This is a genomic window from Salinibacterium sp. M195 (assembly GCF_019443965.1).
GTDB lineage: Bacteria > Actinomycetota > Actinomycetes > Actinomycetales > Microbacteriaceae > Rhodoglobus.
This window is the reverse complement of record NZ_CP040814.1, coordinates 2,437,039-2,462,235: the sequence shown is the minus strand read 5'-3', so window position 1 is coordinate 2,462,235 and position 25,197 is coordinate 2,437,039. Positions and strand designations below refer to the sequence as shown.

The 25,197-nt window shown below is 58.4% G+C and carries 27 protein-coding genes; 21 read left to right on the top strand and 6 right to left on the bottom strand.

All coding sequences use genetic code 11. The annotated features are described in order from the left end of the window. Window positions 1-3 precede the first annotated feature (3 nt). From thrC to prmC, 5 genes are all read left to right on the top strand, one after another. Window positions 4-1,095, top strand: coding sequence for a threonine synthase (gene thrC / locus FFT87_RS11760; protein ID WP_219948894.1), 1,092 nt, complete (start codon window positions 4-6; stop codon window positions 1,093-1,095). Continuing rightward, entirely contained in the window at window positions 1,092-2,030 is a 939-nt protein-coding gene (thrB, locus tag FFT87_RS11755; RefSeq protein WP_219948893.1) for a homoserine kinase, read from the top strand. Before thrC ends, thrB begins: the two co-directional genes overlap by 4 nt. A gap of 131 nt (window positions 2,031-2,161) precedes the next feature. After that, a complete protein-coding gene (gene rho, locus FFT87_RS11750) occupies window positions 2,162-4,516 on the top strand; it encodes a transcription termination factor Rho (RefSeq protein WP_219948892.1) in 2,355 nt (784 codons plus the stop codon). 2 nt (window positions 4,517-4,518) lie between these two features. Next, window positions 4,519-5,598: a peptide chain release factor 1 gene (prfA, locus tag FFT87_RS11745; protein WP_219948891.1), complete on the top strand. Its 1,080-nt coding sequence runs from the start codon at window positions 4,519-4,521 to the stop codon at window positions 5,596-5,598. Between the two features lie 8 nt (window positions 5,599-5,606). After that, window positions 5,607-6,479: a peptide chain release factor N(5)-glutamine methyltransferase gene (prmC, locus tag FFT87_RS11740; protein WP_219948890.1), complete on the top strand. Its 873-nt coding sequence runs from the start codon at window positions 5,607-5,609 to the stop codon at window positions 6,477-6,479. A gap of 91 nt (window positions 6,480-6,570) precedes the next feature. Here prmC and FFT87_RS11735 read toward each other — a convergent pair whose 3' ends face one another. Next, window positions 6,571-7,185, bottom strand: coding sequence for an HAD-IA family hydrolase (locus tag FFT87_RS11735; protein ID WP_219948889.1), 615 nt, complete (start codon window positions 7,183-7,185; stop codon window positions 6,571-6,573). A 68-nt stretch (window positions 7,186-7,253) separates the two neighbouring features. On the opposite strand from FFT87_RS11735, the gene FFT87_RS11730 reads away from it, so the two are divergent. The 13 genes from FFT87_RS11730 to FFT87_RS11670 all read left to right on the top strand — a co-directional run bounded on the left by FFT87_RS11730 (window position 7,254) and on the right by FFT87_RS11670 (window position 17,910). Continuing rightward, complete coding sequence (locus FFT87_RS11730; protein ID WP_219948888.1) at window positions 7,254-7,910, top strand: L-threonylcarbamoyladenylate synthase; 657 nt, start codon at window positions 7,254-7,256, stop codon at window positions 7,908-7,910. After that, complete coding sequence (locus tag FFT87_RS11725; protein WP_219950817.1) at window positions 7,907-9,151, top strand: MraY family glycosyltransferase; 1,245 nt, start codon at window positions 7,907-7,909, stop codon at window positions 9,149-9,151. Before FFT87_RS11730 ends, FFT87_RS11725 begins: the two co-directional genes overlap by 4 nt. After that, window positions 9,148-9,597 (top strand): hypothetical protein, encoded by a 450-nt coding sequence (locus tag FFT87_RS11720; RefSeq protein ID WP_219948887.1) that lies wholly within the window; start codon window positions 9,148-9,150, stop codon window positions 9,595-9,597. The genes FFT87_RS11725 and FFT87_RS11720 overlap by 4 nt, the downstream gene beginning before the upstream one ends. A 198-nt stretch (window positions 9,598-9,795) precedes the next feature. After that, window positions 9,796-10,539 carry a F0F1 ATP synthase subunit A gene (atpB, locus tag FFT87_RS11715; protein ID WP_219948886.1) on the top strand — a complete coding sequence of 248 codons (744 nt, stop codon included), beginning with the start codon at window positions 9,796-9,798 and terminating at the stop codon, window positions 10,537-10,539. Between the two features lie 49 nt (window positions 10,540-10,588). After that, window positions 10,589-10,813 (top strand): ATP synthase F0 subunit C, encoded by a 225-nt coding sequence (gene atpE / locus FFT87_RS11710; RefSeq protein WP_009771813.1) that lies wholly within the window; start codon window positions 10,589-10,591, stop codon window positions 10,811-10,813. Window positions 10,814-10,840: 27 nt separating this feature from the next. Beyond that, a complete protein-coding gene (locus FFT87_RS11705) occupies window positions 10,841-11,398 on the top strand; it encodes a F0F1 ATP synthase subunit B (RefSeq protein ID WP_219948885.1) in 558 nt (185 codons plus the stop codon). After that, on the top strand, window positions 11,398-12,192 hold the full coding sequence (locus FFT87_RS11700) for a F0F1 ATP synthase subunit delta (protein ID WP_219948884.1): 795 nt from the start codon (window positions 11,398-11,400) through the stop codon (window positions 12,190-12,192). The genes FFT87_RS11705 and FFT87_RS11700 overlap by 1 nt, the downstream gene beginning before the upstream one ends. A 37-nt stretch (window positions 12,193-12,229) precedes the next feature. Next, complete coding sequence (gene atpA, locus FFT87_RS11695; protein WP_219948883.1) at window positions 12,230-13,867, top strand: F0F1 ATP synthase subunit alpha; 1,638 nt, start codon at window positions 12,230-12,232, stop codon at window positions 13,865-13,867. Between the two features lie 50 nt (window positions 13,868-13,917). Further along, window positions 13,918-14,817, top strand: coding sequence for a F0F1 ATP synthase subunit gamma (locus FFT87_RS11690; protein ID WP_219948882.1), 900 nt, complete (start codon window positions 13,918-13,920; stop codon window positions 14,815-14,817). A gap of 20 nt (window positions 14,818-14,837) precedes the next feature. Continuing rightward, a complete protein-coding gene (atpD, locus tag FFT87_RS11685; RefSeq protein WP_255559912.1) occupies window positions 14,838-16,364 on the top strand; it encodes a F0F1 ATP synthase subunit beta in 1,527 nt (508 codons plus the stop codon). Window positions 16,365-16,366: 2 nt separating this feature from the next. After that, entirely contained in the window at window positions 16,367-16,627 is a 261-nt protein-coding gene (locus FFT87_RS11680; protein WP_219948881.1) for a F0F1 ATP synthase subunit epsilon, read from the top strand. A gap of 9 nt (window positions 16,628-16,636) precedes the next feature. Continuing rightward, window positions 16,637-17,158: an ATP-binding protein gene (locus tag FFT87_RS11675; RefSeq protein WP_219948880.1), complete on the top strand. Its 522-nt coding sequence runs from the start codon at window positions 16,637-16,639 to the stop codon at window positions 17,156-17,158. Beyond that, entirely contained in the window at window positions 17,155-17,910 is a 756-nt protein-coding gene (locus FFT87_RS11670) for a YaaA family protein (protein WP_219948879.1), read from the top strand. The genes FFT87_RS11675 and FFT87_RS11670 overlap by 4 nt, the downstream gene beginning before the upstream one ends. On the opposite strand, the gene FFT87_RS11665 is transcribed toward FFT87_RS11670, so the two are convergent. The 5 genes from FFT87_RS11665 to FFT87_RS11645 all read right to left on the bottom strand — a co-directional run bounded on the left by FFT87_RS11665 (window position 17,907) and on the right by FFT87_RS11645 (window position 22,106). After that, window positions 17,907-18,497 carry a DNA-3-methyladenine glycosylase I gene (locus tag FFT87_RS11665; RefSeq protein ID WP_219948878.1) on the bottom strand — a complete coding sequence of 197 codons (591 nt, stop codon included), beginning with the start codon at window positions 18,495-18,497 and terminating at the stop codon, window positions 17,907-17,909. The two genes, FFT87_RS11670 and FFT87_RS11665, sit on opposite strands and share 4 nt — an antisense overlap. After that, complete coding sequence (locus FFT87_RS11660; RefSeq protein ID WP_219948877.1) at window positions 18,494-19,006, bottom strand: methylated-DNA--[protein]-cysteine S-methyltransferase; 513 nt, start codon at window positions 19,004-19,006, stop codon at window positions 18,494-18,496. Before FFT87_RS11660 ends, FFT87_RS11665 begins: the two co-directional genes overlap by 4 nt. A 92-nt stretch (window positions 19,007-19,098) precedes the next feature. Beyond that, on the bottom strand, window positions 19,099-20,151 hold the full coding sequence (locus FFT87_RS11655) for a hypothetical protein (RefSeq protein ID WP_255559911.1): 1,053 nt from the start codon (window positions 20,149-20,151) through the stop codon (window positions 19,099-19,101). 54 nt (window positions 20,152-20,205) lie between these two features. Next, window positions 20,206-21,612 carry an aspartate aminotransferase family protein gene (locus FFT87_RS11650; RefSeq protein ID WP_255559910.1) on the bottom strand — a complete coding sequence of 469 codons (1,407 nt, stop codon included), beginning with the start codon at window positions 21,610-21,612 and terminating at the stop codon, window positions 20,206-20,208. An 11-nt stretch (window positions 21,613-21,623) separates the two neighbouring features. Further along, window positions 21,624-22,106: an Lrp/AsnC family transcriptional regulator gene (locus tag FFT87_RS11645; RefSeq protein WP_219948876.1), complete on the bottom strand. Its 483-nt coding sequence runs from the start codon at window positions 22,104-22,106 to the stop codon at window positions 21,624-21,626. A gap of 122 nt (window positions 22,107-22,228) precedes the next feature. On the opposite strand from FFT87_RS11645, the gene FFT87_RS11640 reads away from it, so the two are divergent. The 3 genes from FFT87_RS11640 to FFT87_RS11630 are packed head-to-tail and all read left to right on the top strand — an operon-like array spanning window position 22,229 to window position 25,131. Continuing rightward, window positions 22,229-23,665, top strand: coding sequence for a gamma-aminobutyraldehyde dehydrogenase (locus tag FFT87_RS11640; protein WP_219948875.1), 1,437 nt, complete (start codon window positions 22,229-22,231; stop codon window positions 23,663-23,665). Between the two features lie 43 nt (window positions 23,666-23,708). After that, window positions 23,709-24,317 (top strand): FHA domain-containing protein, encoded by a 609-nt coding sequence (locus tag FFT87_RS11635; RefSeq protein WP_219948874.1) that lies wholly within the window; start codon window positions 23,709-23,711, stop codon window positions 24,315-24,317. Window positions 24,318-24,336: 19 nt separating this feature from the next. Beyond that, window positions 24,337-25,131 carry a PP2C family serine/threonine-protein phosphatase gene (locus tag FFT87_RS11630; protein ID WP_219948873.1) on the top strand — a complete coding sequence of 265 codons (795 nt, stop codon included), beginning with the start codon at window positions 24,337-24,339 and terminating at the stop codon, window positions 25,129-25,131. Window positions 25,132-25,197 lie beyond the last annotated feature (66 nt).

Genomic DNA, 25,197 nt, shown 5'->3' with positions numbered 1-25,197 from the left:
CCAGTGAATAGCGAAATCAAGAATCGGCAATGGCGAGGCGTTCTCCACGAGTACGCCGACCGTCTCAACATCTCTGACGCCACCCCCATCATCACTCTGGGGGAGGGCGGAACTCCGCTTCTTCCGGCGCCGGCACTTTCTGCGCGCACCGGTGCCAAGGTGTGGGTCAAATTTGAAGGAATGAACCCCACCGGCTCTTTCAAGGACCGTGGCATGACCATGGCCATTTCGAAGGCTGTCGAGCACGGTGCGAAGGCCGTGATCTGCGCGTCCACCGGCAACACGTCAGCATCCGCCGCGGCGTACGCCGCCCATGCAGGCATCACCGCGGCTGTTCTTGTTCCCGAGGGCAAGATCGCGATGGGAAAGCTCAGCCAGGCCATCGCCCACAACGGCGAACTCATTCAGGTTCAGGGCAACTTTGATGATTGCCTCGACATCGCTCGCGATCTCGCGAACAACTACCCGGTGCACCTCGTCAACTCGGTGAATCCTGACCGCATCGAGGGCCAGAAAACTGCGGCCTTCGAGGTCGTTGAAGTTCTCGGCGACGCTCCTGACTTCCACATTGTTCCCGTCGGCAACGCCGGAAACTACACTGCTTACTTCCGTGGCTACAGCGAAGAGCTCGCTCGATCCGCTACTACCAAGCTGCCGCGCATGTTTGGATTCCAGGCCGAAGGCAGCGCACCAATCGTTCGCGGCGAAGTTGTTAAGCACCCCGAAACGATCGCGAGCGCCATCCGCATCGGAAACCCCGCATCGTGGGAATTCGCGACAGAAGCGCACAAGGTTTCGAACGGCTACTTCGGCGCCATCAGCGACGCCAAGATTCTGGAAGCCCAACGCATCCTCTCGGCTGAGGTCGGAATTTTTGTTGAGCCGGCATCCGCGATCAGTGTTGCTGGTCTGTTGGAACGTGCCGAAGCTGGCCAGATTCCTCGCGGCTCCACCGTTGTGCTGACTGTTACCGGTCACGGACTGAAGGACCCGCAGTGGGCCCTCAAGACCGCAAGCGGCGATGACATCACGCCCAAGGTTGTTCCTGTTGATACCGCTGAGGTTGCCAGCGTTCTGGGGTTGGCCAAGGCATGACCTCGCTGGTCGGTCGCAGCGTCGTAGTGCGTGTGCCGGCGACTTCAGCGAATCTCGGTCCAGGTTTCGATACGCTCGGGCTTGCACTTTCGCACTATGACGAGCTCATCGTCACAGCGGTGGAAAGCTCGGGCGTCACGATCGAGGTCACCGGCGTCGGCGCCGGCATTGTGGCCACCGATGAATCCAACCTCGTTATTCAGGCGATCCAGCACTGCTTTACGCATTTTGGGCAGACCATGCCCGGGTTGCACGTGTCGGCGACCAACATCATCCCTCACGGCGGCGGCCTCGGCTCGTCGGCGGCAGCAATCGTGTCTGGCGTCATGGCCGCCAAGGGGCTGCTCGAGGGCGTCGTTGAGATGGATGCTGCGACCCTCCTTATTCTTGCCACCGAGCTTGAAGGGCATCCCGATAATGTCGCACCGGCGTTATTGGGTGGTCTCACTATTGCGTGGAACACCGAGACTGGACCGCTAGCGAAGAAGCTCATGGTGCACCGCGGAGTGTCACCGCTGGTGTGCGTCCCTGACTTTCAGGTCTCAACAGCACATGCGCGTAGCCTGCAGCCAGAAACGGTTCCCTACGCTGATGCTGTTTATAACGTGTCGAGGGCCGCGCTGTTAATCGCCGCCCTCACTCAAAGCCCCGAAGTATTGCTTGAGGCAACCGGTGATCGACTTCATCAGGATTACCGGGCAGCGGCGATGCCTCAAACCACAGAACTTATCCGGATGTTGCGCTCCCACGGCCATGCCGCTGTGGTCTCTGGCGCTGGTCCCTCGGTTCTCGTACTCGCTGATGACCCGGCAAAACGTCTCGAGGCTGTCTCCTTAGTGCAGGAGCACGCCGCCACGCCCTGGGAATGCCTACTCTTAGCAGTCGACTTCAAAGGTGCTACAGTGAATGAGCACCAGGTAGAAGCTACGGCGTAGTCGTAGCATCCCGGTTGCACTTCACCCGTCGCATCCCCGAATTAGATTCCTGCGCATCCGCGTAGACATCGGTGAGCGACTAGCTCTCCACCATCGCTCGAAAGCGTGGTCGGGGAAAGGAACCCCAAGTAGTGACTGACGTCAACAACCACGCATCAAGCGTGGATTCCCGTGCCGCGCTGAGCGCGTTGCGACTGCCCGAGCTTCAAGCAATGGCAGCCGAACGTGGTATCACCGGTACTTCAAAACTTCGCAAAGGAGAGCTCGTGGAAGCTATCAACGAGAAGAACAGCACGACCAAATCATCCGCCCCTGCAGCAGCGAAGGCTGAGGCAGCTCCGGTAACCGAGGCAGCTCCGGCTGCTGAGGCAGCTCCGGCACGCAAGCGCGCTTCGCGTCGTGTCACGAGCGTCGATGGCGCAGCAATTGCTGGCTCCGAGGCTCCTGCCGGTGCACCACAAGCAGAGAAGACCGAATCACCGGTCACGAGCTCAGCCGTGCAAGCTCCTGCAGCAGACGCCGCAGTCGAGAAGCCCAAGACTGCTAGCCGCAAGAAGAAGGTTGACGCTGCCCCGGTAGCGTCCGATTCGGATTCCGCCGCGAACGCAACCGCGTCAGCTAATGCGCCAGCAGGCTCCGACGCTCCGGCAGCTGAGGCAGCTCCTAAGCGCAGCCGTCGCAGTTCAAGCCGTGCAGCAGAAGCTCCGACAACGTCGAACGATGATGCCAAGACTGCTGCGCCGAATGACACCAAGTCAGGCGAATCACAGAGCGATGCCGACAAGAGCAGCGACTCCGATAAGAACAGTGACGCACCCAAGGGTCGCAATTCCGGCCGCAACAAGCGCGATAACAACGCCAACAACGCCAACAACGCGGATAACGCTGACAACAACAGCGACAAGAACAGCAACTCGGGTCGGGGATCTTCGGATGCTGATTCCGACAACGACAACGATGGCGACAACAACTCTGACGGCGAGTCGGGTTCTGGTCGCAACCGCAACCGCAACCGCAGCCGCAACGGCCAAAACAGCGATGGCTCAGGTCGTCAGAACAATAACCGCCGCCAGAACAACAATGGTGGCGGCAATGAGCCCCGCGAGAACCGCGAACCCCGTGAGCCCCGCGAACCTCGTGAGAACCGCGACAACCGTGGCGGTAACAACGGCGGCAACAACGGAGATAGTCGCGGAAACAACAATGGCAACAACGATGACTCGCGCAACGGAGACCTCGACTCCGAGCGCGGTGGCCGTGGCCGCTACCGTGACCGCAAGCGCGGCCGTGGCAGCATGGGCGACGACTTCGAGCCCGAGATCACCGATGATGACGTTCTAATTCCGGTTGCCGGCATCCTCGACGTTCTCGACAACTACGCTTTCGTGCGCACCACCGGCTACCTTCCCGGAAATAGCGACGTGTACGTGTCGCTCGGTCAGGTCAAGAAATACAACCTGCGCAAGGGTGACGCCGTTGTCGGCGCCATCCGCCAGCCGCGTGAGGGCGACAACAACCAGGGCCGTCAGAAGTACAACGCGATCGTGCGCATCGACTCGATCAATGGCCTGCCCGTTGAAGAGGCAGCGAACCGCGTTGAATTCGGCAAGCTCACCCCGCTCTACCCACAGGAGCGTCTGCGCCTCGAGACCGAGCCGACCATGTTGTCGACTCGGATCATCGACCTCGCCGCTCCAATCGGCAAGGGCCAGCGCGGCCTGATCGTTTCGCCGCCGAAGGCAGGCAAGACTCAGGTTCTGCAGGCCATCGCGAACGCAATCTCCAAGAACAACCCCGAGGTTCACCTCATGGTCGTTCTCGTTGATGAGCGTCCAGAAGAGGTCACTGACATGCAGCGCACCGTCAAGGGCGAAGTTATTGCTTCGACCTTCGATCGCCCAGCTGAAGACCACACGACGGTTGCTGAACTTGCTATCGAGCGCGCCAAGCGTCTCGTTGAGCTCGGCCACGACGTTGTTGTGCTGCTCGACTCGATCACTCGCCTCGGCCGTGCGTACAACGTGACGGCACCGCCGTCGGGTCGCGTACTTTCGGGTGGCGTCGACTCCGCAGCGTTGTACCCGCCGAAGCGTTTCTTCGGTGCGGCCCGCAACGTTGAAGAGGGCGGCTCGCTCACCATCATCGCTACCGCTCTCGTTGAGACCGGCTCGAAGATGGATGAAGTTATCTTCGAAGAGTTCAAGGGCACCGGCAACATGGAGCTTCGTCTCTCGCGCCAGCTCGCAGACAAGCGCATCTTCCCTGCTGTCGATGTCAACGCATCCGGAACCCGTCGCGAAGAGATGCTTCTCGGTGCCGACGAGGTCAAGGTCACCTGGAACCTTCGTCGTGCCCTTGCTGGTCTTGACCAGCAGGCTGCGCTCGAGATCGTTTTGAATAAACTGAAGGAGACGAACTCGAACGTAGAGTTCCTCATGCAGATTCAGAAGTCACTTCCTTTCACTAACGGCAAAAAAGAGGACTAATTATGTTCGAGTCGGTACAGTCGCTGCTGACCGAGCATAAGGAGCTTGAGGGTCAGCTTGCTGACCCCGAGCTCCACTCTGACCCGGTCCGCTCGAAGAAAGTCAACAGACGCTACGCAGAGTTGTCGCGCATTGTCGCGGCATACAGCAACTGGCATCAATTGACCGATGACCTCGCAGCAGCCACAGAAATGGCTGACGAGGATGCGTCTTTTGCTGAAGAGATTCCCGGTCTTACTGAGGAACTTGATGCTGCGCAAGAAAAACTCCGCCGCATTCTGATTCCCCGCGACCCCAACGACTCCCGTGACGTGATCATGGAAATCAAAATGGGGGAGGGAGGAGCCGAATCGGCTCTCTTCGCCGGCGACCTACTGCGCATGTACTTGCACTATGCAGAGTCGAAGAAGTGGAAGACCGAGATCATCGAGCAGACCTCGAGCGACCTTGGCGGAATAAAGGACGTTCAGTTGGCCTTCAAGGGCAACTCGAGCGATCCCGCCGAAGGCGTCTGGGCGCACTTGAAGTACGAGGGGGGAGTGCACCGCGTTCAGCGTGTGCCCGCCACCGAGTCTCAAGGTCGTATCCACACGTCGGCTGCTGGTGTGCTCGTGTTCCCCGAGGTCGATGAGCCTGAAGAGGTTGAGATCAGCCAGAACGATCTCAAGATCGACGTCTATCGTTCCTCGGGCCCCGGCGGTCAGTCGGTGAACACCACTGACTCCGCTGTGCGTATTACTCACCTTCCGACCGGAATCGTCGTGGCGATGCAGAACGAGAAATCGCAGCTGCAAAACCGTGAAGCCGGTATGCGAGTTCTTCGTGCGCGCATCCTTGCCCGCTACCAAGAAGAAGCGGATGCCGAGGCGAGTGAGTACCGCAAGAGCCAGATTCGCACCATGGATCGCTCCGAGCGCATCCGAACGTACAACTTTCCTGAGAATCGCATTGCCGATCACCGCACTGGCTACAAGGCCTACAACCTTGATCAAGCTATCAACGGTGCACTCGAGCCCGTCATCCTGTCGTGCATTATGGCCGATGAAGAGGCGCGCTTGGCTGCAGTGGGAAGCGACTCCTGAGCGAGGCAATGACTCCAGAACTCAACATCAGTGTCGCTGACCTTCTGGTTAGTGGCACTGAGTTGTTGAGTGCTGGGGGAGTGCAAAGCCCAGCCGTTGACGCTGAGCTCCTTCTTGCTCACATTCTTGAGCTGAGCCGTGGTGAGCTGCAAGTGCGTGTAGTGACTGGCGCACTAGTTTCTGTCGCTCACGAGTCGATCGCGCGGCAACTGTTCGCGCGCCGTGCTGCTCGTGAGCCGCTGCAGCACATTACCGGTATCGCGCCGTTCCGCAATCTTGAATTACGGGTTGGCCCGGGCGTTTTTGTGCCGCGGCCCGAGACCGAGACCGTCGTGCAATTTGCGATCGATGCACTCAACGCCAGTGCGATTGCCGCACCGATCGGAGTTGATCTCGGCACGGGCAGTGGCGCAATCGCTTTGTCGATGGCTACTGAGGTGCCGCGCGCGCGAATCTTCGCTGTCGAACTTTCGTCAGACGCTATGCCGTACACGAGTGAGAACTTTCGTCGCTACGGTTCAGACAATGCGACCCTCATTAACGCTGACCTCGGTGATGCGTTCCCCGAGCTTGATGGCACTGTCGACGTTGTCATTTCGAATCCGCCATACATTCCGGCCGCGGCAATCCCTCGCGACATCGAGGTTCGACTGCATGACCCCGCCCTCGCGCTGTACGGCGGAGAAGACGGCATGGATGTCGTACGCCGAGTCTCGGCGACGGCACGGCGTCTGCTGCATCGTGGCGGCACTCTCGTGCTCGAGCATGGCGAAGAGCAGGCTCCGGCCTTGGCCGCGCTGCTCGCGGCGGACGGCTGGAATGCAGTAGCCCACCACAAAGACCTGCTCGGTCGCGACCGCGCGACTACAGCGCTGCTCTAGCCCGGCGTTCCCGGCGTCAATCCTGACCGCCGAGCCCGACCGCAGCGCTCACGCTGCTCGACCTGGGCTGCATTCCTCTTGCCGGCCAGCGCTACCCGTGTGACTCGGCGAATTCGTCGATCGCTCGGTGCAACCCAGCGCAATCGAGAAACAGGTGGCTGGTGATTCCGAGTTTCTGAGCTGACGCTATATTCTCCGGCATGTCATCTGCAAAGAACGCGTGCTTGGGGTCGACGCCATAGGCCTCGAGCGTGCGCTCATACACGGCAGGGTCTGGCTTGCGCGCGCCGTAATGACTGGAGGTTCGCAAGTGATCACCGAAGATGTCGACGAGCTCAGGAGCGAGCGTTGGTAGGTGCTCACCCAACAACGCGCCGTTGTTGGTCAAGAGAGTTGCGCGGCCCAGTTCAGAGGCGCGTCGGGCGGCGGCGATCGATTCTGGCCACACCGTCATGGCGGCGCCCCTGATTTCGACCCAACGGTCGACATCCACTGATTGTCCGATCGCTTTTTCGAACGCTTCTAGGTATTCGTCCCCGGTTTGATAGAGCCCAGCTTCGGCTCCGATTTCTCCGTCTTCGTGCCACCAGAGGCGACGCAGTTCCAGAAAAGTTAGCCCCGTCAGTTCGCTCATGGCGGCCATTCGCGCACGCCAGTCGTACCGGTAAAGCACGTCGTCCATGTCGAAGATGAAAAGCAGCGTCATCGTTAGCCATCGCTATCTGTTAGTCGTGACCAGTCTTTCACTGTTTCGCCCGGTACCATGTTGGGGACATGGATGACGTTTACGATTGCGCCGATGATGCGCAGCTTCTTACCGGCATGCGCCTTGCTCGCGTTGCTATTGGCCGCGGCGATCTAGTTGTGATCCCTACTGACACGGTCTATGGGGTTGCTGCCGATGCGTTCCAGCCTGAGGCTGTTCAGAAGCTCATCGAAGCCAAGGGCCGCACGCGGCAGTCTCCGCCGCCGGTTTTGATTCCCGGTATTCCCACGCTTGATGCGCTTGCCGCTACTGTGCCTGACGAGGTCAGAACGCTCGTTGCTGAGTTTTGGCCGGGAGGGCTCACGATCATTTTGCCCGCGCAACCTTCGCTGAGTTGGGATCTGGGGGAGACCCACGGCACGGTAGCTCTGCGAATGCCGTCTAGTCGTATTGCTTTGGAGCTCTTGTCGGAGACGGGCCCGCTCGCCGTCTCGAGTGCGAACTTTACTGGTTTGCCCGCAGCTCGCACCGCCGCCGAGGCCCAGAACATGTTGGGCGACTCAGTATCGGTGTATCTCGATGATGGCGAGGGTGGCGAACTCGCCTCAACGATCGTCGATGCCACCGGTTTGCTTAACGAGGGTGGAAAGCTGCGTATCGTGCGTGAAGGGGTTGTCTCGGCTGACGCGATCCGTGCGTTGATCGGGGCCGACCGTTGCGAATAATCTTCTACCTGCTCATTGCGGGTATCGCGGCAATCGTCACCTATGCGCTTGCTCTGCTCGTGCTCAGGCTGAGCCTCAAATACCGTCTCTACCCGCAGGTTCGTCAACGGGACGTCCATACGCGTCCCACACCGCGCCTCGGTGGAGTCGCGATGTTCTTGGGCGTCGTCGTGGCGTTCGCCGTGGCGTCAACTCTCGGCAACTTCTCGCTGATCTTTACCGAGCCGGGCAAAATATTTGGCTTGCTTGGTGCCGCGCTCATCATTGTCATTATCGGAGTCGCAGACGATATCTGGGATCTTGACTGGCTGACCAAGCTTGCCGGCCAAATCATCGCGGCAGGAGTGCTCGCCTGGCAGGGAGTGCAATTGTCTACGCTGCCGATCGGCGGGCAGACGATCGTCTCACCGTACGTCTCGCTCATCATCACGATTTTCGCGGTGGTCTTGGTCATGAACGCCGTCAACTTCATCGATGGGCTTGACGGGCTCGTGGCAGGCGTTGCGGTGATCGCCAATGGTGTGTTCTTCGTCTATGCCTATCTGTTGCAGTCACAGGCCCAGACGGAGTACTTCAACTTGGCATCGCTGACCACAGCGATTCTTATTGGTGCGTGTGTTGGCTTCCTCCCGATCAACTTCCACCCGGCCAAGATGTTTATGGGCGACGCAGGCGCACTCTTGGTCGGACTCCTGATGGCAGCATCCGCAATCTCTGTGACGGGTCAGGTTCCCTCGGGTTACCTTGCGCAACCAGACAAGTTCACCCTCGATTTCCTGCCTGCGTTCATCCCTATTCTTTTGCCGGTCGCGGTGCTCGTGATCCCTCTGCTCGATTTCGGACTTGCGATGATTCGACGCCTCCGTGCCGGCAAATCACCGTTCTCGGCCGACCGCAAGCACCTTCACCACCGCTTGCTCGATATGGGTCACTCGCACCTGCATGCGGTGCTTATCCTCTATTCCTGGACTTTCGTGGCCTCGGTCGGGGTGCTGGCATTCACGTTCGTGCCGTGGCGACTGGCGGCGCTCATGTTCGTCGCCGGGCTTGTTATTTGTGCCGCGGTGACGCTTGCCCCTCTGAGCCGGAGCAAAGCACGCGAAGCCGCCGCTCAGCGCGGCGGGTCGCAACCAGAATTCCCGACAGATGACGCACGCTATGACGGTTTGGATGCTGCATCCACCGATATCTCTCGTGCCGACCCCACACCAACGCCAGAAACAAAGGAACCCATCGCATGAAGTCTTCCGCCATCCTCGGCCGCGCAATCGCTTACGGAGCGATTTTGACCGTCGGAATCGCCGTGGTCGGCTCCATCGTCGGATACCTCGTTGACGGTGTGCCTGGCCTGATCAGCGGCTTGATCGGTGCCGGTTTGACAGCGCTATTCATGGCGCTGACCGCCGGGAGTGTTGTCATCGCATCCCGCGCAACAAACGGGGATTCTTCGAGCACCCTGTTTTTCGGGATCGTCCTCGGCGCCTGGCTGCTGAAGTTCATCGCGTTCATCGCGATTCTCGTCGTCTTGCAGGGTCAGCCATTCCTTAACGCGTATGTATTCTTCTTCTCCGTACTTGCGGCGGTCATCGGCAGCCTCGTTGTCGACGTACTCGCCTTCGTTCGCGCACGGGAAAGTTACGTGCCCGGAGTGCAACTGCCAGGTGAAGATATCTCGACGTCAAACTAATTGAGCGAATTCGTCTCTGGATTCGTCGTGAGACTCAATCTCTTGATAGAGTTTGTTCTGTTCAAACCCCCCACTTCCATCGCCGCGTGTTGACACGCCCCGATTCTGGAGACAGCGCTGTTATATAACGCTCTCGCGCTTCTAGCGCCCTTTGCCACCGATGACGGATCAGGCGATGGGGGCTTTCACGGCCCCACGTTGTTCGATTTTTATCCCCCCGCGATTTTCTTTGATGGCACGCCATTTGAGATCAACCGCCTCATGCTCATCCGCTTTATTGCGGTAGCGCTCATTGTGGTGTTGTTCTGGATCGGCACCCGCCGCATGCGAATGATCCCTGGTCGCGGTCAGAGCCTCCTCGAAATGGCAGTGGGCTTCGTCCAGTCGAACATCGCCGATGGGGCGCTGGGCAAGGTGGATGGCAAGCGCTTTATGCCCATCCTCGCCAGCATGTTCTTCATGGTCTTGGCCATGAACCTCACCGGCATAGTTCCCGGGCTCAACCTCGCAGGAACCTCAGTTATTGGTGTTCCCCTTGTACTGGCTCTCGTGGCTTACGTTGCCTTTATCTACGCTGGCATCAAGAAGCAGGGTGCCAACTTCTTCAAGGCGTCGCTGTTCCCCTCTGGTGTGCCGTGGTACCTCTACATCGTCGTTACGCCGATTGAGTTCCTCTCCACGTTCATCCTTCGTCCCGTCACTCTGGCGCTTCGACTTCTCATGAACATGGTCGCCGGCCACATGCTTCTCGTGCTGTGCTTCTCGGCAACGCACTTCTTCTTGTTCACGGCCGGTGGGCTCTTCGGGCTCTTCGGTATCGGAACCCTTGCTTTTGGCTTCATCTTCACAATCTTCGAACTTCTTGTCGCGGTCCTTCAGGCTTATGTCTTCACATTCCTGACTGCCGTTTACATCCAGCTCGCGCTGGTCGAAGAGCACTAGACCGATCCCGGCATTCGCCTGGATTAGAAAACCACGGAAGGAAACACAAATGAACGTCGCAGAGTTGACTGGAAACATTGCACCCCTCGCATTCGGTGTTGCAACCATCGGGCCCGCCATCGGTGTAGGCATCGTTGTTGGCAAGACTGTCGAGTCGGTTGCTCGCCAGCCAGAACTTCAGGGTCGCCTCACGGGCCTCATGTTCCTCGGTATTGCATTCACCGAGGCGCTCGCATTCGTTGCGATCGCAGTTGCATTCATCCCCTTCCCGTAATCGCTAACTGACTAAGAGGAGGCTGGGATGCTGAGCGCACTACTGGCTGCTGTAGAAGAGGTTGAATCGCCCAACCCTCTGATACCTGAAACGTACGACATTATTTGGTCAGCGGTTTGCTTCGCTATCATCTTGTTCTTCTTCTGGAAGAAGTTCCTTCCGGCACTGACGAAGACCCTTGACGCTCGCGCCGAGGCTATTGAAGGTGGCATCAAGAAGGCTGAGATCGCTCAGGCAGAAGCTGCTGAAGCTCTTGAGCAGTACAAGACGCAGCTCGCCGAGGGTCGTGCCGAGGCCGCGAAGATTCGCGAGCAGGCACGTCTTGAGGGCACCGCGATCGTGAACGAGCTCAAAGAGCAGGCCACGATCGAGGCTGCTCGCATCACGGTGAACGCTCAGGCCACGATCGAAGCAGAGCGTCAAGCTGCTCTCGTCTCGCTGCGCACAGAGGTTGGCTCAATGGCAATCGACCTTGCTTCGGGCGTTATTGGACAGAGCTTGACCGATGACAAGAAGTCGTCGGCACTCGTCGACCAGTTCTTGGCTGACCTCGAAGCATCAGAGAAGGCAAAGGCGAAGAAGTAATGGGATCAGCTACGAGAGAAGCGCTTGTCGCGGCGAAGGGTGCACTGTCATCCCTCACCGCCAAGAACTCTCTGGCCACTGGCACAGAGCTCTTCGAAGCAGGACGCGTCGTGGGCGGTTCCGCCCAATTGCGCTCCGCTTTGGCTGATCCTGCTGCCGCTGCGAAAGACAAGACCGCAATCGTCGGTTCGGTTTTCTCGTCGCTGAGCGCGGCAACGCGCACCGTGCTTTCCGCCATTGTGAGCGCTCGTTGGTCAAACGACGACGATTTGCTCGCGGGAATCGAAGAAATCGGAATTCGCGCGATCGCACAGTCGGCTCCGGCGAAGCTCTCCATCGATACCGAACTGTTTGCGTTCGGCGCAACGGTTTCGTCGAACGCGGAGCTGGAACTCGCTGTTGGTAGCAAGCTGGGCTCGGCTGCGTCGAAATCGGCGCTGGTCGCAGAATTGCTCAAGGGCAAGGCGTCTGACCAGGCTGTCGTCATCATCGACCAGCTTGTTCAACAACCGCGTGGTCGTCGAATCGGCGAATTGATCTCCACCGCAGCGGACATCGTCGCCGACCAAGCAGGTGAGTCAGTTGCAACTATTACAGCTGCTGCGCCTCTGAAGGCAGCACAGCTTGAACGGCTTCGCGCCGGCCTCACCAAGAACTACGGACGTGAGCTCAAGCTCAACGTGCGCATCGACCCCTCGATCATCGGTGGGGTACGCGTTCAGATCGGTGACGAAGTCATCGACGGCAGCGTTTCCACCAAGCTCAACGACCTCAGGATCCAACTCGCGGGCTAGCGAGTTAGCAGACCTTTCCACGGAATAGGAAAACACAATGGCAGAACTCAGCATTAGTCCGGACGAGATCCGCGACGCGCTCAAGGACTTTGTCAAGGCTTACGAGCCTGGCAAGGCAGCGACTACCGAGACAGGCACCGTCGTAGACGCTGCCGACGGTATCGCTCACGTCGACGGCCTCCCGGGCGTCATGGCCAACGAACTCATTCGCTTCGCCGATGGAACACTGGGCCTCGCTCAGAACCTCGACGAAGATGAGATCGGTGTTGTCATCCTCGGTGAGTTCACTGGAATCGTTGAGGGAATGGAAGTTACTCGCACCGGTGAGGTTCTTTCCGCACCTGTAGGAGACGCATTCCTCGGTCGCGTGGTTGACCCTCTTGGCGCCCCGATCGATGGCCTCGGCGAGATCAAGGCTGAGGGCCGTCGCGCGTTGGAGCTTCAGGCTCCTGGCGTAATGGACCGCAAGAGCGTTCACGAGCCCATGCAGACCGGAATCAAGGCAATTGACGCCATGATCCCGATTGGCCGTGGCCAGCGCCAGCTCATCATTGGTGACCGCCAGACCGGTAAGACCGCTATCGCGATCGACACCATCATTAACCAGAAGGAAAACTGGGAGTCGGGCGACGAGACGAAGCAGGTTCGCTGCATCTACGTCGCTATCGGCCAAAAGGGCTCGACGATTGCTGCCGTCAAGGGCGCTCTCGAAGAGGCCGGCGCCATGGAGTACACCACCATCGTGGCTGCTCCCGCCTCCGACCCCGCGGGTTTCAAGTACCTTGCTCCCTACACCGGCTCGGCCATCGGTCAGCACTGGATGTACGGCGGCAAGCACGTACTGATCATTTTCGATGACCTTTCCAAGCAGGCCGAGGCCTACCGTGCGGTATCGCTACTTCTTCGTCGTCCGCCAGGGCGTGAGGCATACCCCGGTGACGTGTTCTACCTGCACTCCCGTCTGCTCGAGCGTTGTGCAAAGCTCTCCGACGAGCTAGGCGCCGGATCGATGACGGGTCTTCCCATCATCGAGACCAAGGCAAACGACGTTGCTGCGTACATCCCGACCAACGTGATCTCGATCACCGACGGCCAGATCTTCTTGCAGTCCGACCTCTTCAACGCCAACCAGCGCCCCGCTGTTGACGTAGGAATCTCGGTTTCTCGTGTTGGTGGAGACGCTCAGGTCAAGTCGATCAAGAAGGTTTCGGGAACGCTGAAGCTCGAGCTTGCTCAGTACCGTTCGCTCGAAGCATTCGCGATGTTCGCATCCGACCTCGACCCGACTAGCCGTCGCCAGCTCGCTCGAGGCGCACGCCTCACCGAGCTGCTTCGCCAGCCGCAGTACTCTCCGTTCCCCGTCGAGAACCAGGTCGTTTCGATCTGGTCCGGCACAAACGGCAAGCTCGACGAAGTTCCTGTCGAAGACATTCTTCGCTTCGAAAGTGAATTGCACGATTACCTCGCTCGCAACACGAAGGTGCTCGACACCCTCCGCGAGAAGAACGCACTCGATGACCAGCTGATCGCTGACATGGATGCGGGCGTCGAAGCGTTCAAGTTGGGCTTCCAGACGGGTGAGGGCAAGTCGCTCAACTCCGTTGGATCCGAGAAGTTCGAAGAGATCGCTGAAGAAGACATCGCTCAAGAGCAGATCGTCAAGCAGAAGCGCTGAGCTTCGCACCAGTGATCACCGACCAACACGACAGAGAAAGTTAGAAAGCTATGGGAGCGCAACTTCGGGTCTACCGGCAGAAGATTAGTTCTGCCAAGACGACCAAGAAGATCACACGCGCGATGGAGCTGATCTCCGCGTCGCGCATTCAAAAGGCGAAACAGCGGGTTGCTGCATCGGGACCGTACTCACGTGCGGTCACGCGTGCCGTTTCGGCGGTGGCGACTTTCTCGAACGTCGATCACGTGCTGACAACCGAGCCTGAGACAGTCGACCGCGCAGCGGTCGTCATCTTCTCGAGCGACCGTGGCCTTGCGGGAGCGTTCAACACGAACGTTCTCCGCGAAGCTGGTGAACTTGGGGCTCGTCTTGAAGGTGAAGGCAAAGAGGTCGTCTATTACCTCGTCGGACGTAAGGCAGCAGCGTATTTCGCCTTCCGGAAGCGTGATGCTGAGCAGATTTGGACCGGCGGAACAGATTCTCCTGCGTTCGAAATTGCGAAGGAGATCGGTGACGCTGTCGTCGGCAAGTTCTTGCAGCCTGCGAGTGAAGGTGGCGTAGACGAAATTCACATTGTCTACAACCGTCTTGTCAGCATGTTGCTGCAGGTTCCGGAGGTAGTTCGTCTTCTCCCACTGGAGATCGTGGAGGGCGTTGAGGCGCCAGATGAGAAGGACATTCTTCCGCTCTACGAATTCGAACCAGAGGTAGACAAGGTGCTTGACGCTTTGCTGCCTGTGTACATCGAGAGCCGCATCTTCAACGCCATGCTTCAGTCAGCTGCTGCAAAGCACGCTGCGACTCAGAAGGCAATGAAGTCTGCAAGCGACAACGCAGACAAGCTCATCAACGACTACACCCGCCTTGCTAACAACGCGCGTCAGTCCGAGATCACCCAGCAGATTTCCGAGATCGTGGGCGGCGCGGACGCCCTCAGCTCGGCTAAGTAAGAACCATAGATAGGGAAGCCATGACTGAAAAAGCCCCGGCCAAGAAGGCCCCAGCCAAGAAAACACCAGCCAAGAAGGCGCCAGCGAAAGCGGCCGCCGCCGTGGCAACTGTTGCCGGTATCGGTCGAATCTCGCGCGTAATCGGTCCCGTTGTGGACGTCGAGTTCCCGCACGATTCGATCCCCGGAATCTACAACGCGCTCAAGACAAACGTCACCATCGGTGGCACCACAACAGAGATCACTCTTGAGGTTGCTCAGCACCTCGGAGACGACGTTGTTCGCGCAATCGCACTCAAGCCGACTGACGGACTTGTCCGTGGCCAAGAAGTTCGTGACTCCGGCGAGCAGATCACTGTTCCCGTTGGTGACGTCACCAAGGGCAAGGTCTTCAACGTCACCGGTGACATCCTCAACGCGGATGAAGACGGCAAAGTCAACGGCGAGACGGTGGAAATCACCGAGCGCTGGCCCATCCACCGCAAGCCCCCGGCTTTTGACCAGCTTGAGTCGAAGACTGAGCTCTTCGAAACAGGTATTAAGGTCATCGACCTCCTGACGCCATACGTCCTTGGCGGAAAGATTGGTCTCTTCGGCGGCGCTGGTGTCGGCAAGACGGTTCTGATCCAGGAAATGATCCAGCGAGTTGCCTCCGATCACGGTGGAGTTTCTGTATTCGCCGGTGTTGGTGAGCGCACCCGTGAAGGTAACGACCTCATCGTTGAGATGGAAGAGGCAGGAGTCTTCGACAAGACCGCTCTAGTCTTCGGCCAGATGGACGAGCCGCCAGGAACGCGTCTTCGCGTTGCGCTCTCGGCTCTCACCATGGCTGAGTACTTCCGTGACGTGCAGAAGCAGGACGTTCTGTTGTTCATCGACAACATCTTCCGCTTCACGCAGGCCGGTGGCGAGGTTTCGACGCTTTTGGGCCGTATGCCTTCCGCTGTTGGTTACCAGCCAAACCTCGCCGACGAGATGGGTATCCTTCAGGAGCGCATCACCTCGACCCGCGGACACTCGATTACGTCGCTGCAGGCAATTTACGTTCCTGCCGATGACTACACCGACCCGGCTCCGGCAACCACCTTCGCCCACCTCGATGCAACGACTGAGCTCAGCCGTGAAATCGCGTCGAAGGGTCTCTACCCCGCCGTTGACCCACTCACCTCCACGAGTCGTATCCTCGACCCCCGTTACCTAGGTGCTGACCACTACCGCGTTGCGACCAACGTGAAGCAGATCCTCCAGAAGAACAAGGAACTCCAGGAGATCATCGCGATCCTCGGTGTTGACGAGCTCTCTGAAGAAGACAAGATCACCGTTTCGCGTGCACGTCGTATCCAGCAGTTCCTCTCGCAGAACACCTACATGGCGAAGAAGTTCACCGGTGTTGAGGGATCAACTGTCCCGCTCAAGGAGACCATCGAGTCGTTCGACGCGATCGTCAAGGGCGAATTTGACCATGTTGCTGAGCAGGCGTTCTTCAACGTCGGTGGAATCAACGATGTCGAAGAGCAGTGGGCCAAGATTCAGAAAGAGAACTCCTAACAATGGCAGTTCTCAACGTGAGCGTCGTCTCTGCCGACCAGGAACTCTGGTCGGGAGAGGCGAGCCAGCTCATCGCTCGCACTACCGAAGGCGAGATCGGAATTTTGCCCGGTCACGAACCGCTTCTCGCGATTCTGGCACAGGGTGAAGTTCGCGTTACCGCGGCGGATGGTTCGTTGATCACCGCAACGGCTGACAACGGATTCTTGTCTGTGGAGAACAACACGGTAACAGTCGTGGCGAGTTCCGCAGAATTGATCTAGTTTCGTCTCATGCTTATTGCAATGGCCGGGTTGCCGGGCGCAGGAAAGACCACTCTCGCAGAGGTCGTCGGCGCTCGGCGCAAGACCACGGTGTTATCCGTGGATCAGATCGAAACGGCGATCCTCAAGGCAGGAATTAGCGCTGGCCAACCGATCGGACTGGCGGCTTATTTAGTTGCTGAGTCTTTGGCCGAATCGGTTCTCCTGCATGATCACGACGTGATCATTGATGCCGTTAACGCGGTAGATCCGGCGCGCGAGCAATGGGTGAACCTTGCCGCGCGCACTGGATCAGGTATTCGGTTTATTGAAGTGGTCTGCTCTGATCGTGACGTGCACAAGCAACGGTTGGTTGAGCGTGCCGAACGCCGTGAGCGATCTGCGGTCCCCACCCTCAATGCGGTTGAGCACAACCTCGACGAGTACACGGCGTGGAGCGGGTCAAGCGGTGCTGTCGCTCGGATCACCCTCGATTCGGCTGGCGCAATTGGCGTCAATGTCGAACGCGCAATTGCCTTTCTTGACGCGTGATCGTTCTCCTTCCGCCTTCTGAAACAAAACGTGACGGGGGAGAGTCAAGCTCGTCGCTTGACTGGGCGCGACTGTCATTTCCCGCCCTCACGAATCAACGACTGGCGGTAGCTTCGCGATTGACCCAGCTGGTGGGAGACGCGTCTGAAGCTCGTCGGGTTCTTGGCTTGAGTGTCAAACAACAGTTTGAAGTGGAGCGCAACCGTGCTCTTGACTCGGCCCCGGTCATGCCTGCCCTTGAGCGCTACACCGGGGTGCTGTTTGATGGCCTCGACGCCCCAAGCATGACTCCCCGTGAGCGCTCTTTCGCTCAGGAAACAGTCGTCGTACACTCCGCGCTCTTCGGGCCGGTCGGTGCTGGAGATCCCATCCCGGCCTATCGACTTTCTCACAACTCCCGGTTGCCTGGTTTGGTGCTTAAATCCCACTGGAAGCGCCCTGTCTCCGAGGCATTAGCCGCGGTTGACGGTTTGCAGTTGGATCTACGTTCTGAGGCGTATGCCCAATTGGGAACCGCGTCGCCAAACAGCGTCTATCTGCGCGTAGTTAACGAAGGCGCCGACGGCAAGCGAGTGGCTCTGAGCCATTTCAACAAGAAATCAAAGGGCATTTTTTCACGAGCGCTCGTTGCCGCTGGCATAAAACATGCGTCTATAGAATCACTCATCGAGTGGGCGCCTAGTGCAGGATTCCGTCTAGAGCGCGGTGCCGCTGGTGAGCTAGACCTTGTTGTGCCTAGCGCAGGACTTTAGACAACCCGCCAGCATCCCTCTATGTGGTCGTCGACCATGCCGGCTGACTGCATCAGCGCGTACATCGTCGTCGGGCCGACGAATCGAAACCCTCGAGCCTTGAGCGCTTTACTCATTGCCGTAGATTCGGCGGTGATTGCGGGTACGTCGGATAGCGATGTCAGCCGATGCTCGCGCGTCGGGGGAGCGAACTCCCAGAGCAACTCATCGAGCGCACCATGGGCGTTCTGAGTGAGCTCAAGCGTGGCTCTCGCGTTCGTGAGCGCCGCCGCTACCTTAAGGCGATTGCGAATGATGCGCGGATCGTCAAGGAGCCGAGCAATATCGTATTCCGTGTAGTCGGCGATGACGGCCGGATCGAAGTTATGGAACGCCGCACGAATACCCTCGCGCCGCCGCAAAATAGTGATCCATGACAGCCCGGCCTGAAAAGCCTCGAGCATGATCTTCTCGAACAATTTGTGGTCTCCGTGGAGCGGAACACCCCACTCGTCGTCGTGATAGCGGCGGTAGAGCTCGTCATCTCCCACCCAAGCACAGCGCGCGTAGCCATCAGGTCCGACAAGCAGCGACGATCGGGCGGTCATCGGTGGGCGATTCCTTCGTGCTCGAGCAGCCAGACTTTGGTCGGAATACCTTCGCCACCGCTATACCCGGTGATCCGCTGATTCGAAGCGAGAACGCGATGGCATGGCACTACGATCGGGATCGGGTTCGCGCCAACAGCGCCTCCTACCGCACGCCCAGCCGTGGGACGCCCAGTGGCGCGCCCAATATCGGCATAGGAGACTGCAGCCCCGAAGGGCAGCCGGTTGAGCTCGTTCCAGACGGACTTTTGGAACTCAGTGCCCGCCGCGGAAAGCGGGATATCGAAGGCCCGTCGCGTTCCTGCGAAGTATTCGGTGAGTTGGCTCGCTGCACCGTCGAGGACTACGCACGAGCGCTCATCCTCACTATCGTGCGGCAATACGCCGGCGTTTTCGATGGCAAGCCCGGTGAGGTTTTTGCCATCGCTCGTGAGCTCGATACGCCCAATGGGGGAGTGCAGTCGGCGCACAAAAGGGGCTGTGTTCTGGAGTGGGTTGCGGGGTTGCATGGTTCGAGCGTAATCCTGACGTCAGATACGTCGCTAGCCATTTTCGGACATCGCTAATGAGAGACGACAATGGGTCGGCGTTAGGGAGAAGTCTAAAGGCCCTCTTCAGTGCGCGGCTCGATATTGATGCTCTGGTTGAGCTCGCTGGTGGTGGCGTTGAGCGCTTCCAGCTGCGCGACCATATCGTCGTACCGGGCAACATCCGCATCGATCGAGTCATACAGTGCGTTCAGCGCATCCTGACGGGCAAGCAGATCCGCTCGCTCATAGTCGAACTGAGAAACAGTGTCAAAATCACCGGCGTCAGCTCGCACATTGAAGCTGTCAATGTCGTCATTAAGTTCGTCGTAGCCAGAGTTATATGAGGCGTAATCGTCATCGATGCTGGTGCGCAGTGCGTCGAGTTCATTGACAAGCTTCTCGCTCGCCTCCTGTTGCGCTGTGAAGACCGCGTTCGATTTATCGTGCAAGGCGACAACGGCGGAACGATCGGAGAAGTACTTGGTGAAGTGCTCCTCAAGCTGGGGACTGATGTCGGCGAACTCGGTTCCGATGATCGAATGCAACTCGTTCGAGCGCTCGCCAGGCTCCGTCTTTGCGTAGAACTCTAACGTCGTTGCAAACTCTGGATCGTCTTTCAAGCGGTCTGCCTCAGCCTCGAGAAGCGGCGCAAGCCGGGCCTTCTCTGAGTCAGAGGTCCGATCCCACGCAGCATGCAACATTTCGTGAGCTGCGACGACCTCTTCGATACCGGCGAGACGATCATCCGTGACGTCAAAAAGATAGATCGATTTGTTGCTCGGAAAATAGCATCCGAGCACGCCAAAGTTCTCTTCTACATTCGAGCAAGTGCTGTTGAAAGACGGGTTGGACTGGATGACGGGCGTGCTCGCATAGAAGAGGAACTTTCCCTCATCTGACATTCCCGAATCGGCGACGTACTGTTCGACAATCGACGACGGCTCGAATTGCCAGACGACGAGCTGGTCCGCGATTCGCTGTTGATAGACGAGAGCCAAGACCCCGGAAGAGATCACGGCCACGTTGAGCAGCACAGCAAAAACGATCGCGATTGCCCGCCCCGGCGTCATCGGGGACTGCTGATTATGCTCGCGCAATACCGGCGAATTATCCTCAGTACTCACAAAAACAACTCTATCCGAGCCGTGGGGTATGAGGGATGGCGAACGCGGTGAGTTCTAGAGACGGCTCCATGCTTCGGTAAGCACCGAACGCAAAATAGATTCTATCTCGTCAAACTCAGCTGGACCGATGGTAAGCGGCGGTGCCAGCTGAATCACAGGATCACCACGGTCATCGGCACGGCAGTACAGGCCAGCGTCATAGAGCGCCTTCGAGAGGAAACCGCGCAACAACCGCTCAGATTCATCGTCGCTGAAGGTTTCTTTGGTCTCCTTATTCTTCACGAGTTCGATGCCGAAGAAGTAACCATCGCCCCGAACGTCGCCGACGATCGGCAAGTCGAGCAACCGTTCGAGCGCTGCGCGGAACTTTGGTGAGTTCTCGCGAACGTGCTCGTTGATTTTTTCTTCTTCGAAAATGTCGAGGTTCTCTAGTGCGACCGCGGCAGACACCGGATGCCCGCCGAAGGTGTACCCGTGATAGAAGGTAGTCGCGCCATGCTTGAAGGGCTCATAAACCCGATCGGAAACGATTGTTGCGCCAATAGGGGAGTAGCCGCTTGTCATTCCCTTGGCGCACGTGATCATGTCGGGGATGTAGTCATAGGCGTCACACGCAAACATGTGACCGAGGCGACCAAATGCGCAAATTACCTCGTCGCTGACGAGGAGCACATCGTATTCATCGCAAATTTCACGAACGCGCTGGAAGTAGCCGGGCGGTGGCGGGAAGCATCCGCCTGAATTCTGAACGGGTTCCAAGAAGACTGCCGCGACCGTCTCCGGCCCCTCGAACTGAATCATCTCTTCGATGCGATTGGCTGCCCACAACCCGAACTCTTCCTCGGTGCCGTGGAAACCCATCTCTTCGGCGCGGTAATAGTTAGTGTTCGGCACGCGGAAACCGCCAGGCACTAGGGGCTCGAACATCTCTTTCATGCCGGGAATGCCTGTAATCGCGAGCGCGCCCTGCGGGGTTCCGTGGTAAGCGACAGCGCGAGAAATGACCTTGTGCTTCGTGTGACGCCCCTGCAGCTTCCAATACTGCTTAGCGAGCTTGAAGGCCGTTTCGACTGCTTCCCCACCGCCGGTGGAGAAGAACACGCGATTGAGGTCACCGGGGGCATAACCAGCCAGGCGGTCGGCCAATTCAATAGCTTTCGGATGCGCGTATGACCAGAGCGGGAAGAACGCGAGCTCTTCGGCTTGCTTCGCGGCGACCTCAGCGAGGCGCTTGCGGCCATGGCCGGCATTGACGACGAAAAGACCACTCAGGCCATCGAAATACTTCTTGCCTTTGCTGTCATAAATGTGATGACCCTCGCCGCGAACAATAATCGGCACACCGTGGCCGTCTTCCATCACCGATTGGCGAGAGAAGTGCATCCACAAATGATCTTTCGCTTTTTGCTGCAGGTCGGCTTCGTCGAACTCTGACATGAACGTCACTTTCTCGATGGTCATGGGGGCGCCGTTTAGCGCGTTCCCCAGTTGTAGAACTGCTTGTGGAGGCGGAGATACACGAAGGTCTCCGTGGAACGAACGCCTTCGATGCCGCGGATGTCGCGGTTCAGGAGATCGATAAGGTCATCGTCGTTCTCGCATACGACTTCGACGAGAAGGTCGAAGCTGCCGGCGGTGAGAACGAGGTAGTCGACAGCGGGGAGCTTGCCGATTTGTTCGGCGACCGCTGTGGTGTCTCCAGACACCTGAATGCCGATCATGGCTTGTCGAAAGAACCCCAGCTGCATCGGGTCGGTAACAGCAACAACTTGCATTACCCCGGAGTCGGTAAGCTTTTGAACGCGCTGACGCACTGCTGCTTCGCTGAGCCCAACCGCCTTGCCGATTTCGGCGTAGGAGCGTCGACCATCATTTTGCAGCTGTTCGATGATCGCTTTTGAGACGTCGTCGATGTGAGCGGGCTTGACTGCAGAACTTCGCGGAGGGGTGCTCATTGCTCGATTTTGTCAGTTGAAACGCTCTTCTGCAAGCGATTCCGCATCAAAATAGTGATTTCACAGCGGAAACCGTCAGTCCGACAGTGGATTACTGACGGTGTGATCGGTATCTTGGTGGCATGAGCACTTCTGAGATTCGAAACTTCATCAACGGCGAATACGTCGCCGCCCACGCCGACGACAGTTTCGATGTGGTCGATCCTGCAACGGAGAAGAGTTATGCCACCTCGCCGGTGTCCTCTGCCGCAGACGTTAACGCGGCGTACGGTGCCGCGGCCACGGCATTCGAGACCTGGGGTGAAACAACGCCGTCAGAACGTCAACTCGCCCTGTTCCGAATCGCGGACGCGATGGAGGCTCGTGCTGAAGAGTTTGCTGATTTGGAGTCGAAAGATACGGGCAAGCCCCGCGCCAGTCTGGTCGCGGATGAGATTATGCTCTCGGTCGATCAGATTCGGTTCTTCGCGGGGGAAGCTCGCCACCTTTCGGGGATGGCCTCTGGCGAGTACATGAAGGACCACACCTCATCAATCCGTCGCGAACCAATCGGTGTTATCGGTCAGGTCGCGCCCTGGAACTATCCATTGAACATGGCGGTGTGGAAAGTCGCGCCAGCGATTGCTGCCGGCAACACGACTGTGCTCAAACCAAGCGACACGACGCCATCGTCGACATTGCTTTTCGCTGAGGTGGCTGCCGAATTTCTGCCAGCAGGAGTGTTCAACGTGCTGACGGGAGACCGCACAACGGGCGGACTCATGATCGACCATAAAACACCGCAGATGGTGTCGATCACGGGGTCGGTGCGTGCGGGCATGGAAGTAGCGAAGGCCGCATCCGTCGATCTCAAGCGGGTTCATCTGGAGCTTGGCGGCAAAGCGCCTGTGGTGGTATTCAACGACGCGGATATCGCTGCTGCAGTAGCGGGAATCGGCGCGGCCGGCTATTTCAACGCCGGTCAGGACTGCACCGCAGCAACTCGAGTGATTGTGCAAGAAGGCGTGCATGACGAGTTTGTTGCCGAACTTGTGGCCTGGACGCGAGAGAACGCGAAAACTGGCGCACCGCACGAAGACGTCTATTTCGGAGCCGTGAACAATGCCAACCAGCTCGCGCAGGTTTCGCGGGTTATCGACGAGCTGCCGTCGCACGCTAACGTCGAGTTGGGCGGGCAGCGTCAAGGGCAGCACGGATATTTTTACGAGGCGACCATTGTTTCCGGGCTGTTGCAAGACGACTCTGCAGTGCAAAACGAAATCTTTGGGCCTGTCATCACCGTGCAGAAATTCCGGGACGAAAGCCAAGCACTGCAGTGGGCGAATGACGTGAACTACGGGCTCGCGTCAAGCGTATGGACCCGCGACCATGGGCGCGCTATGCGCTTCGCCAAGCATTTAGACTTCGGATGCGTCTGGATAAACACCCATATTCCGATCGTGGCCGAGATGCCTCACGGCGGCTTTAAGCACTCCGGTTACGGTAAAGACCTCTCCAGCTACGGTTTCGAGGATTACACACGGATTAAGCACGTGATGAGTTTTATCGGACAAGCGTGACGTGCTCCCACGAGAAGTGGTCAAGCGTGCCTAAACTTGCGGCGTGAAGCTAGACCTCGACGACACGATGACCGCGGGCGATCGCCCGATAGTCCAGTCGAACGAACCCGATCTCGACGACACCATTATTCTGGCTGCGCGTCAACGCCCTCGTGCGGTCAAGCCGTACGAGGGGCCTGTGGCGCCGCGCGCGAAGAGCGTTGGGCAGCCAGCAGCGGCCAGGATGCCGTCACAGGTAACTGCCCAGCCGGCGACAACCTCGCGCCCCGCTGCCGTCAACACTGCCGAAGCTTTGGCGCTCTTCTATCGCGTGCAGCTTGACGGCGCCTCCCAGGCCCACAATCTCGAGCACCCGTGTGTTTTCGGGCGAGATCCCCGACCACCCCGCATCGTGAGAGGGACAGGACCGCGGCTCATAGCGGTCACCTCACCGACGCGAGAAGTATCTGAAACCCATGTTGAGATACGTCAACTGGGCTCTTCAGTTATCGTGACAGACCTTCGTTCCACTAATGGCTCGGTAGTTCAAGTACCGGGCAATGCTGCGCGAAAACTTCGGCAGGGTGAGTCGGTAGTCGTTTCTGCCGGCACGCTAGTGGATATTGGAGACGGAAACATTATTCGGATTCTGCCACGGCAGCGTCTGGCGTAAAACGCGCAGGAAGGTAGCCGTGACCGAAATCGGCGGCAACAACTCGGGCTACACCATCACGCTGCCCGGGCGAGAAGACCAAAGCTACACATTCGCATGGGCGGCTGGCACTCACACCGGCCATCGGCGCGCCGCAAACGAAGACAGCTACGTTGCGCGTTCACCGATGTTCGCCGTCGCAGACGGAATGGGGGGACACAGCGCAGGCGATCTTGCCAGCGCCGCAGTTGTAGAGCGACTAGACGATGCCATTACCGGAGATTTTTTGCCGGCGCGGGCAGTCGAACGGGCATTGGAGCGAGCGACCGACTACATCGGGTTGATCGCGCAAGACAGCGAACTCGGAGTGGGCACCACCGTCACGGGGGCGGTCATTACCGAACATCATGAGTCAGCATGCTTTGCGGTGTTCAATGTAGGCGACAGCCGTGTTTATTCTTTCGAAGATGACACTCTGGTGCAGATAACACGCGACCATTCCGTCGTTCAAGACATGGTGGATGCCGGACTCATCTCCCGCGAAGATGCGGACGATCATCCGGACGCGAACATTATTACCCGCGCAATCGGCTTCAATGCCGCACCATCGCCGGACTTTTGGATGGTGAAAATTTGCCGTGGTCAACGACTTCTGATTTGTTCAGATGGCCTCACTCGTGAGGTGTCGGAAGAGGAACTTTCGCGTCAATTGGCAGAGCGTCGCGACCCAACAGAGACGGTAGCGACCCTCGTGGAAAGCGCACTAAACAACGGTGGCCGAGACAACATCACGGCAATCATCGTTGATGTGTTAGAAGTGCCTACAGCAGACTAGGCAGTTGGTCCTCCATACTGGGGACAAACACTCTGACCCCAGTCAAGGGGCAGAATCCGGATAATG

Bases quoted from the DNA above. Each gene is read 5' to 3' on its own strand.
- atpA (WP_219948883.1), top strand. From the start codon at position 12,230: ATGGCAGAACTCAGCATTAGTCCGGACGAGATCCGCGACGCGCTCAAG.
- FFT87_RS11700 (WP_219948884.1), top strand. From the start codon at position 11,398: ATGGGATCAGCTACGAGAGAAGCGCTTGTCGCGGCGAAGGGTGCACTG.
- FFT87_RS11735 (WP_219948889.1), bottom strand. From the start codon at position 7,185: ATGACGCTGCTTTTCATCTTCGACATGGACGACGTGCTTTACCGGTAC.
- FFT87_RS11660 (WP_219948877.1), bottom strand. From the start codon at position 19,006: ATGCAACCCCGCAACCCACTCCAGAACACAGCCCCTTTTGTGCGCCGA.
- prfA (WP_219948891.1), top strand. From the start codon at position 4,519: ATGTTCGAGTCGGTACAGTCGCTGCTGACCGAGCATAAGGAGCTTGAG.
- FFT87_RS11645 (WP_219948876.1), bottom strand. From the start codon at position 22,106: ATGAGCACCCCTCCGCGAAGTTCTGCAGTCAAGCCCGCTCACATCGAC.
- FFT87_RS11690 (WP_219948882.1), top strand. From the start codon at position 13,918: ATGGGAGCGCAACTTCGGGTCTACCGGCAGAAGATTAGTTCTGCCAAG.
- FFT87_RS11705 (WP_219948885.1), top strand. From the start codon at position 10,841: ATGCTGAGCGCACTACTGGCTGCTGTAGAAGAGGTTGAATCGCCCAAC.
- thrB (WP_219948893.1), top strand. From the start codon at position 1,092: ATGACCTCGCTGGTCGGTCGCAGCGTCGTAGTGCGTGTGCCGGCGACT.
- atpE (WP_009771813.1), top strand. From the start codon at position 10,589: ATGAACGTCGCAGAGTTGACTGGAAACATTGCACCCCTCGCATTCGGT.
- FFT87_RS11730 (WP_219948888.1), top strand. From the start codon at position 7,254: ATGGATGACGTTTACGATTGCGCCGATGATGCGCAGCTTCTTACCGGC.
- FFT87_RS11665 (WP_219948878.1), bottom strand. From the start codon at position 18,497: ATGACCGCCCGATCGTCGCTGCTTGTCGGACCTGATGGCTACGCGCGC.
- atpD (WP_255559912.1), top strand. From the start codon at position 14,838: ATGACTGAAAAAGCCCCGGCCAAGAAGGCCCCAGCCAAGAAAACACCA.
- FFT87_RS11650 (WP_255559910.1), bottom strand. From the start codon at position 21,612: ATGACCATCGAGAAAGTGACGTTCATGTCAGAGTTCGACGAAGCCGAC.
- FFT87_RS11680 (WP_219948881.1), top strand. From the start codon at position 16,367: ATGGCAGTTCTCAACGTGAGCGTCGTCTCTGCCGACCAGGAACTCTGG.
- FFT87_RS11640 (WP_219948875.1), top strand. From the start codon at position 22,229: ATGAGCACTTCTGAGATTCGAAACTTCATCAACGGCGAATACGTCGCC.
- FFT87_RS11675 (WP_219948880.1), top strand. From the start codon at position 16,637: ATGCTTATTGCAATGGCCGGGTTGCCGGGCGCAGGAAAGACCACTCTC.
- prmC (WP_219948890.1), top strand. From the start codon at position 5,607: ATGACTCCAGAACTCAACATCAGTGTCGCTGACCTTCTGGTTAGTGGC.
- FFT87_RS11720 (WP_219948887.1), top strand. From the start codon at position 9,148: ATGAAGTCTTCCGCCATCCTCGGCCGCGCAATCGCTTACGGAGCGATT.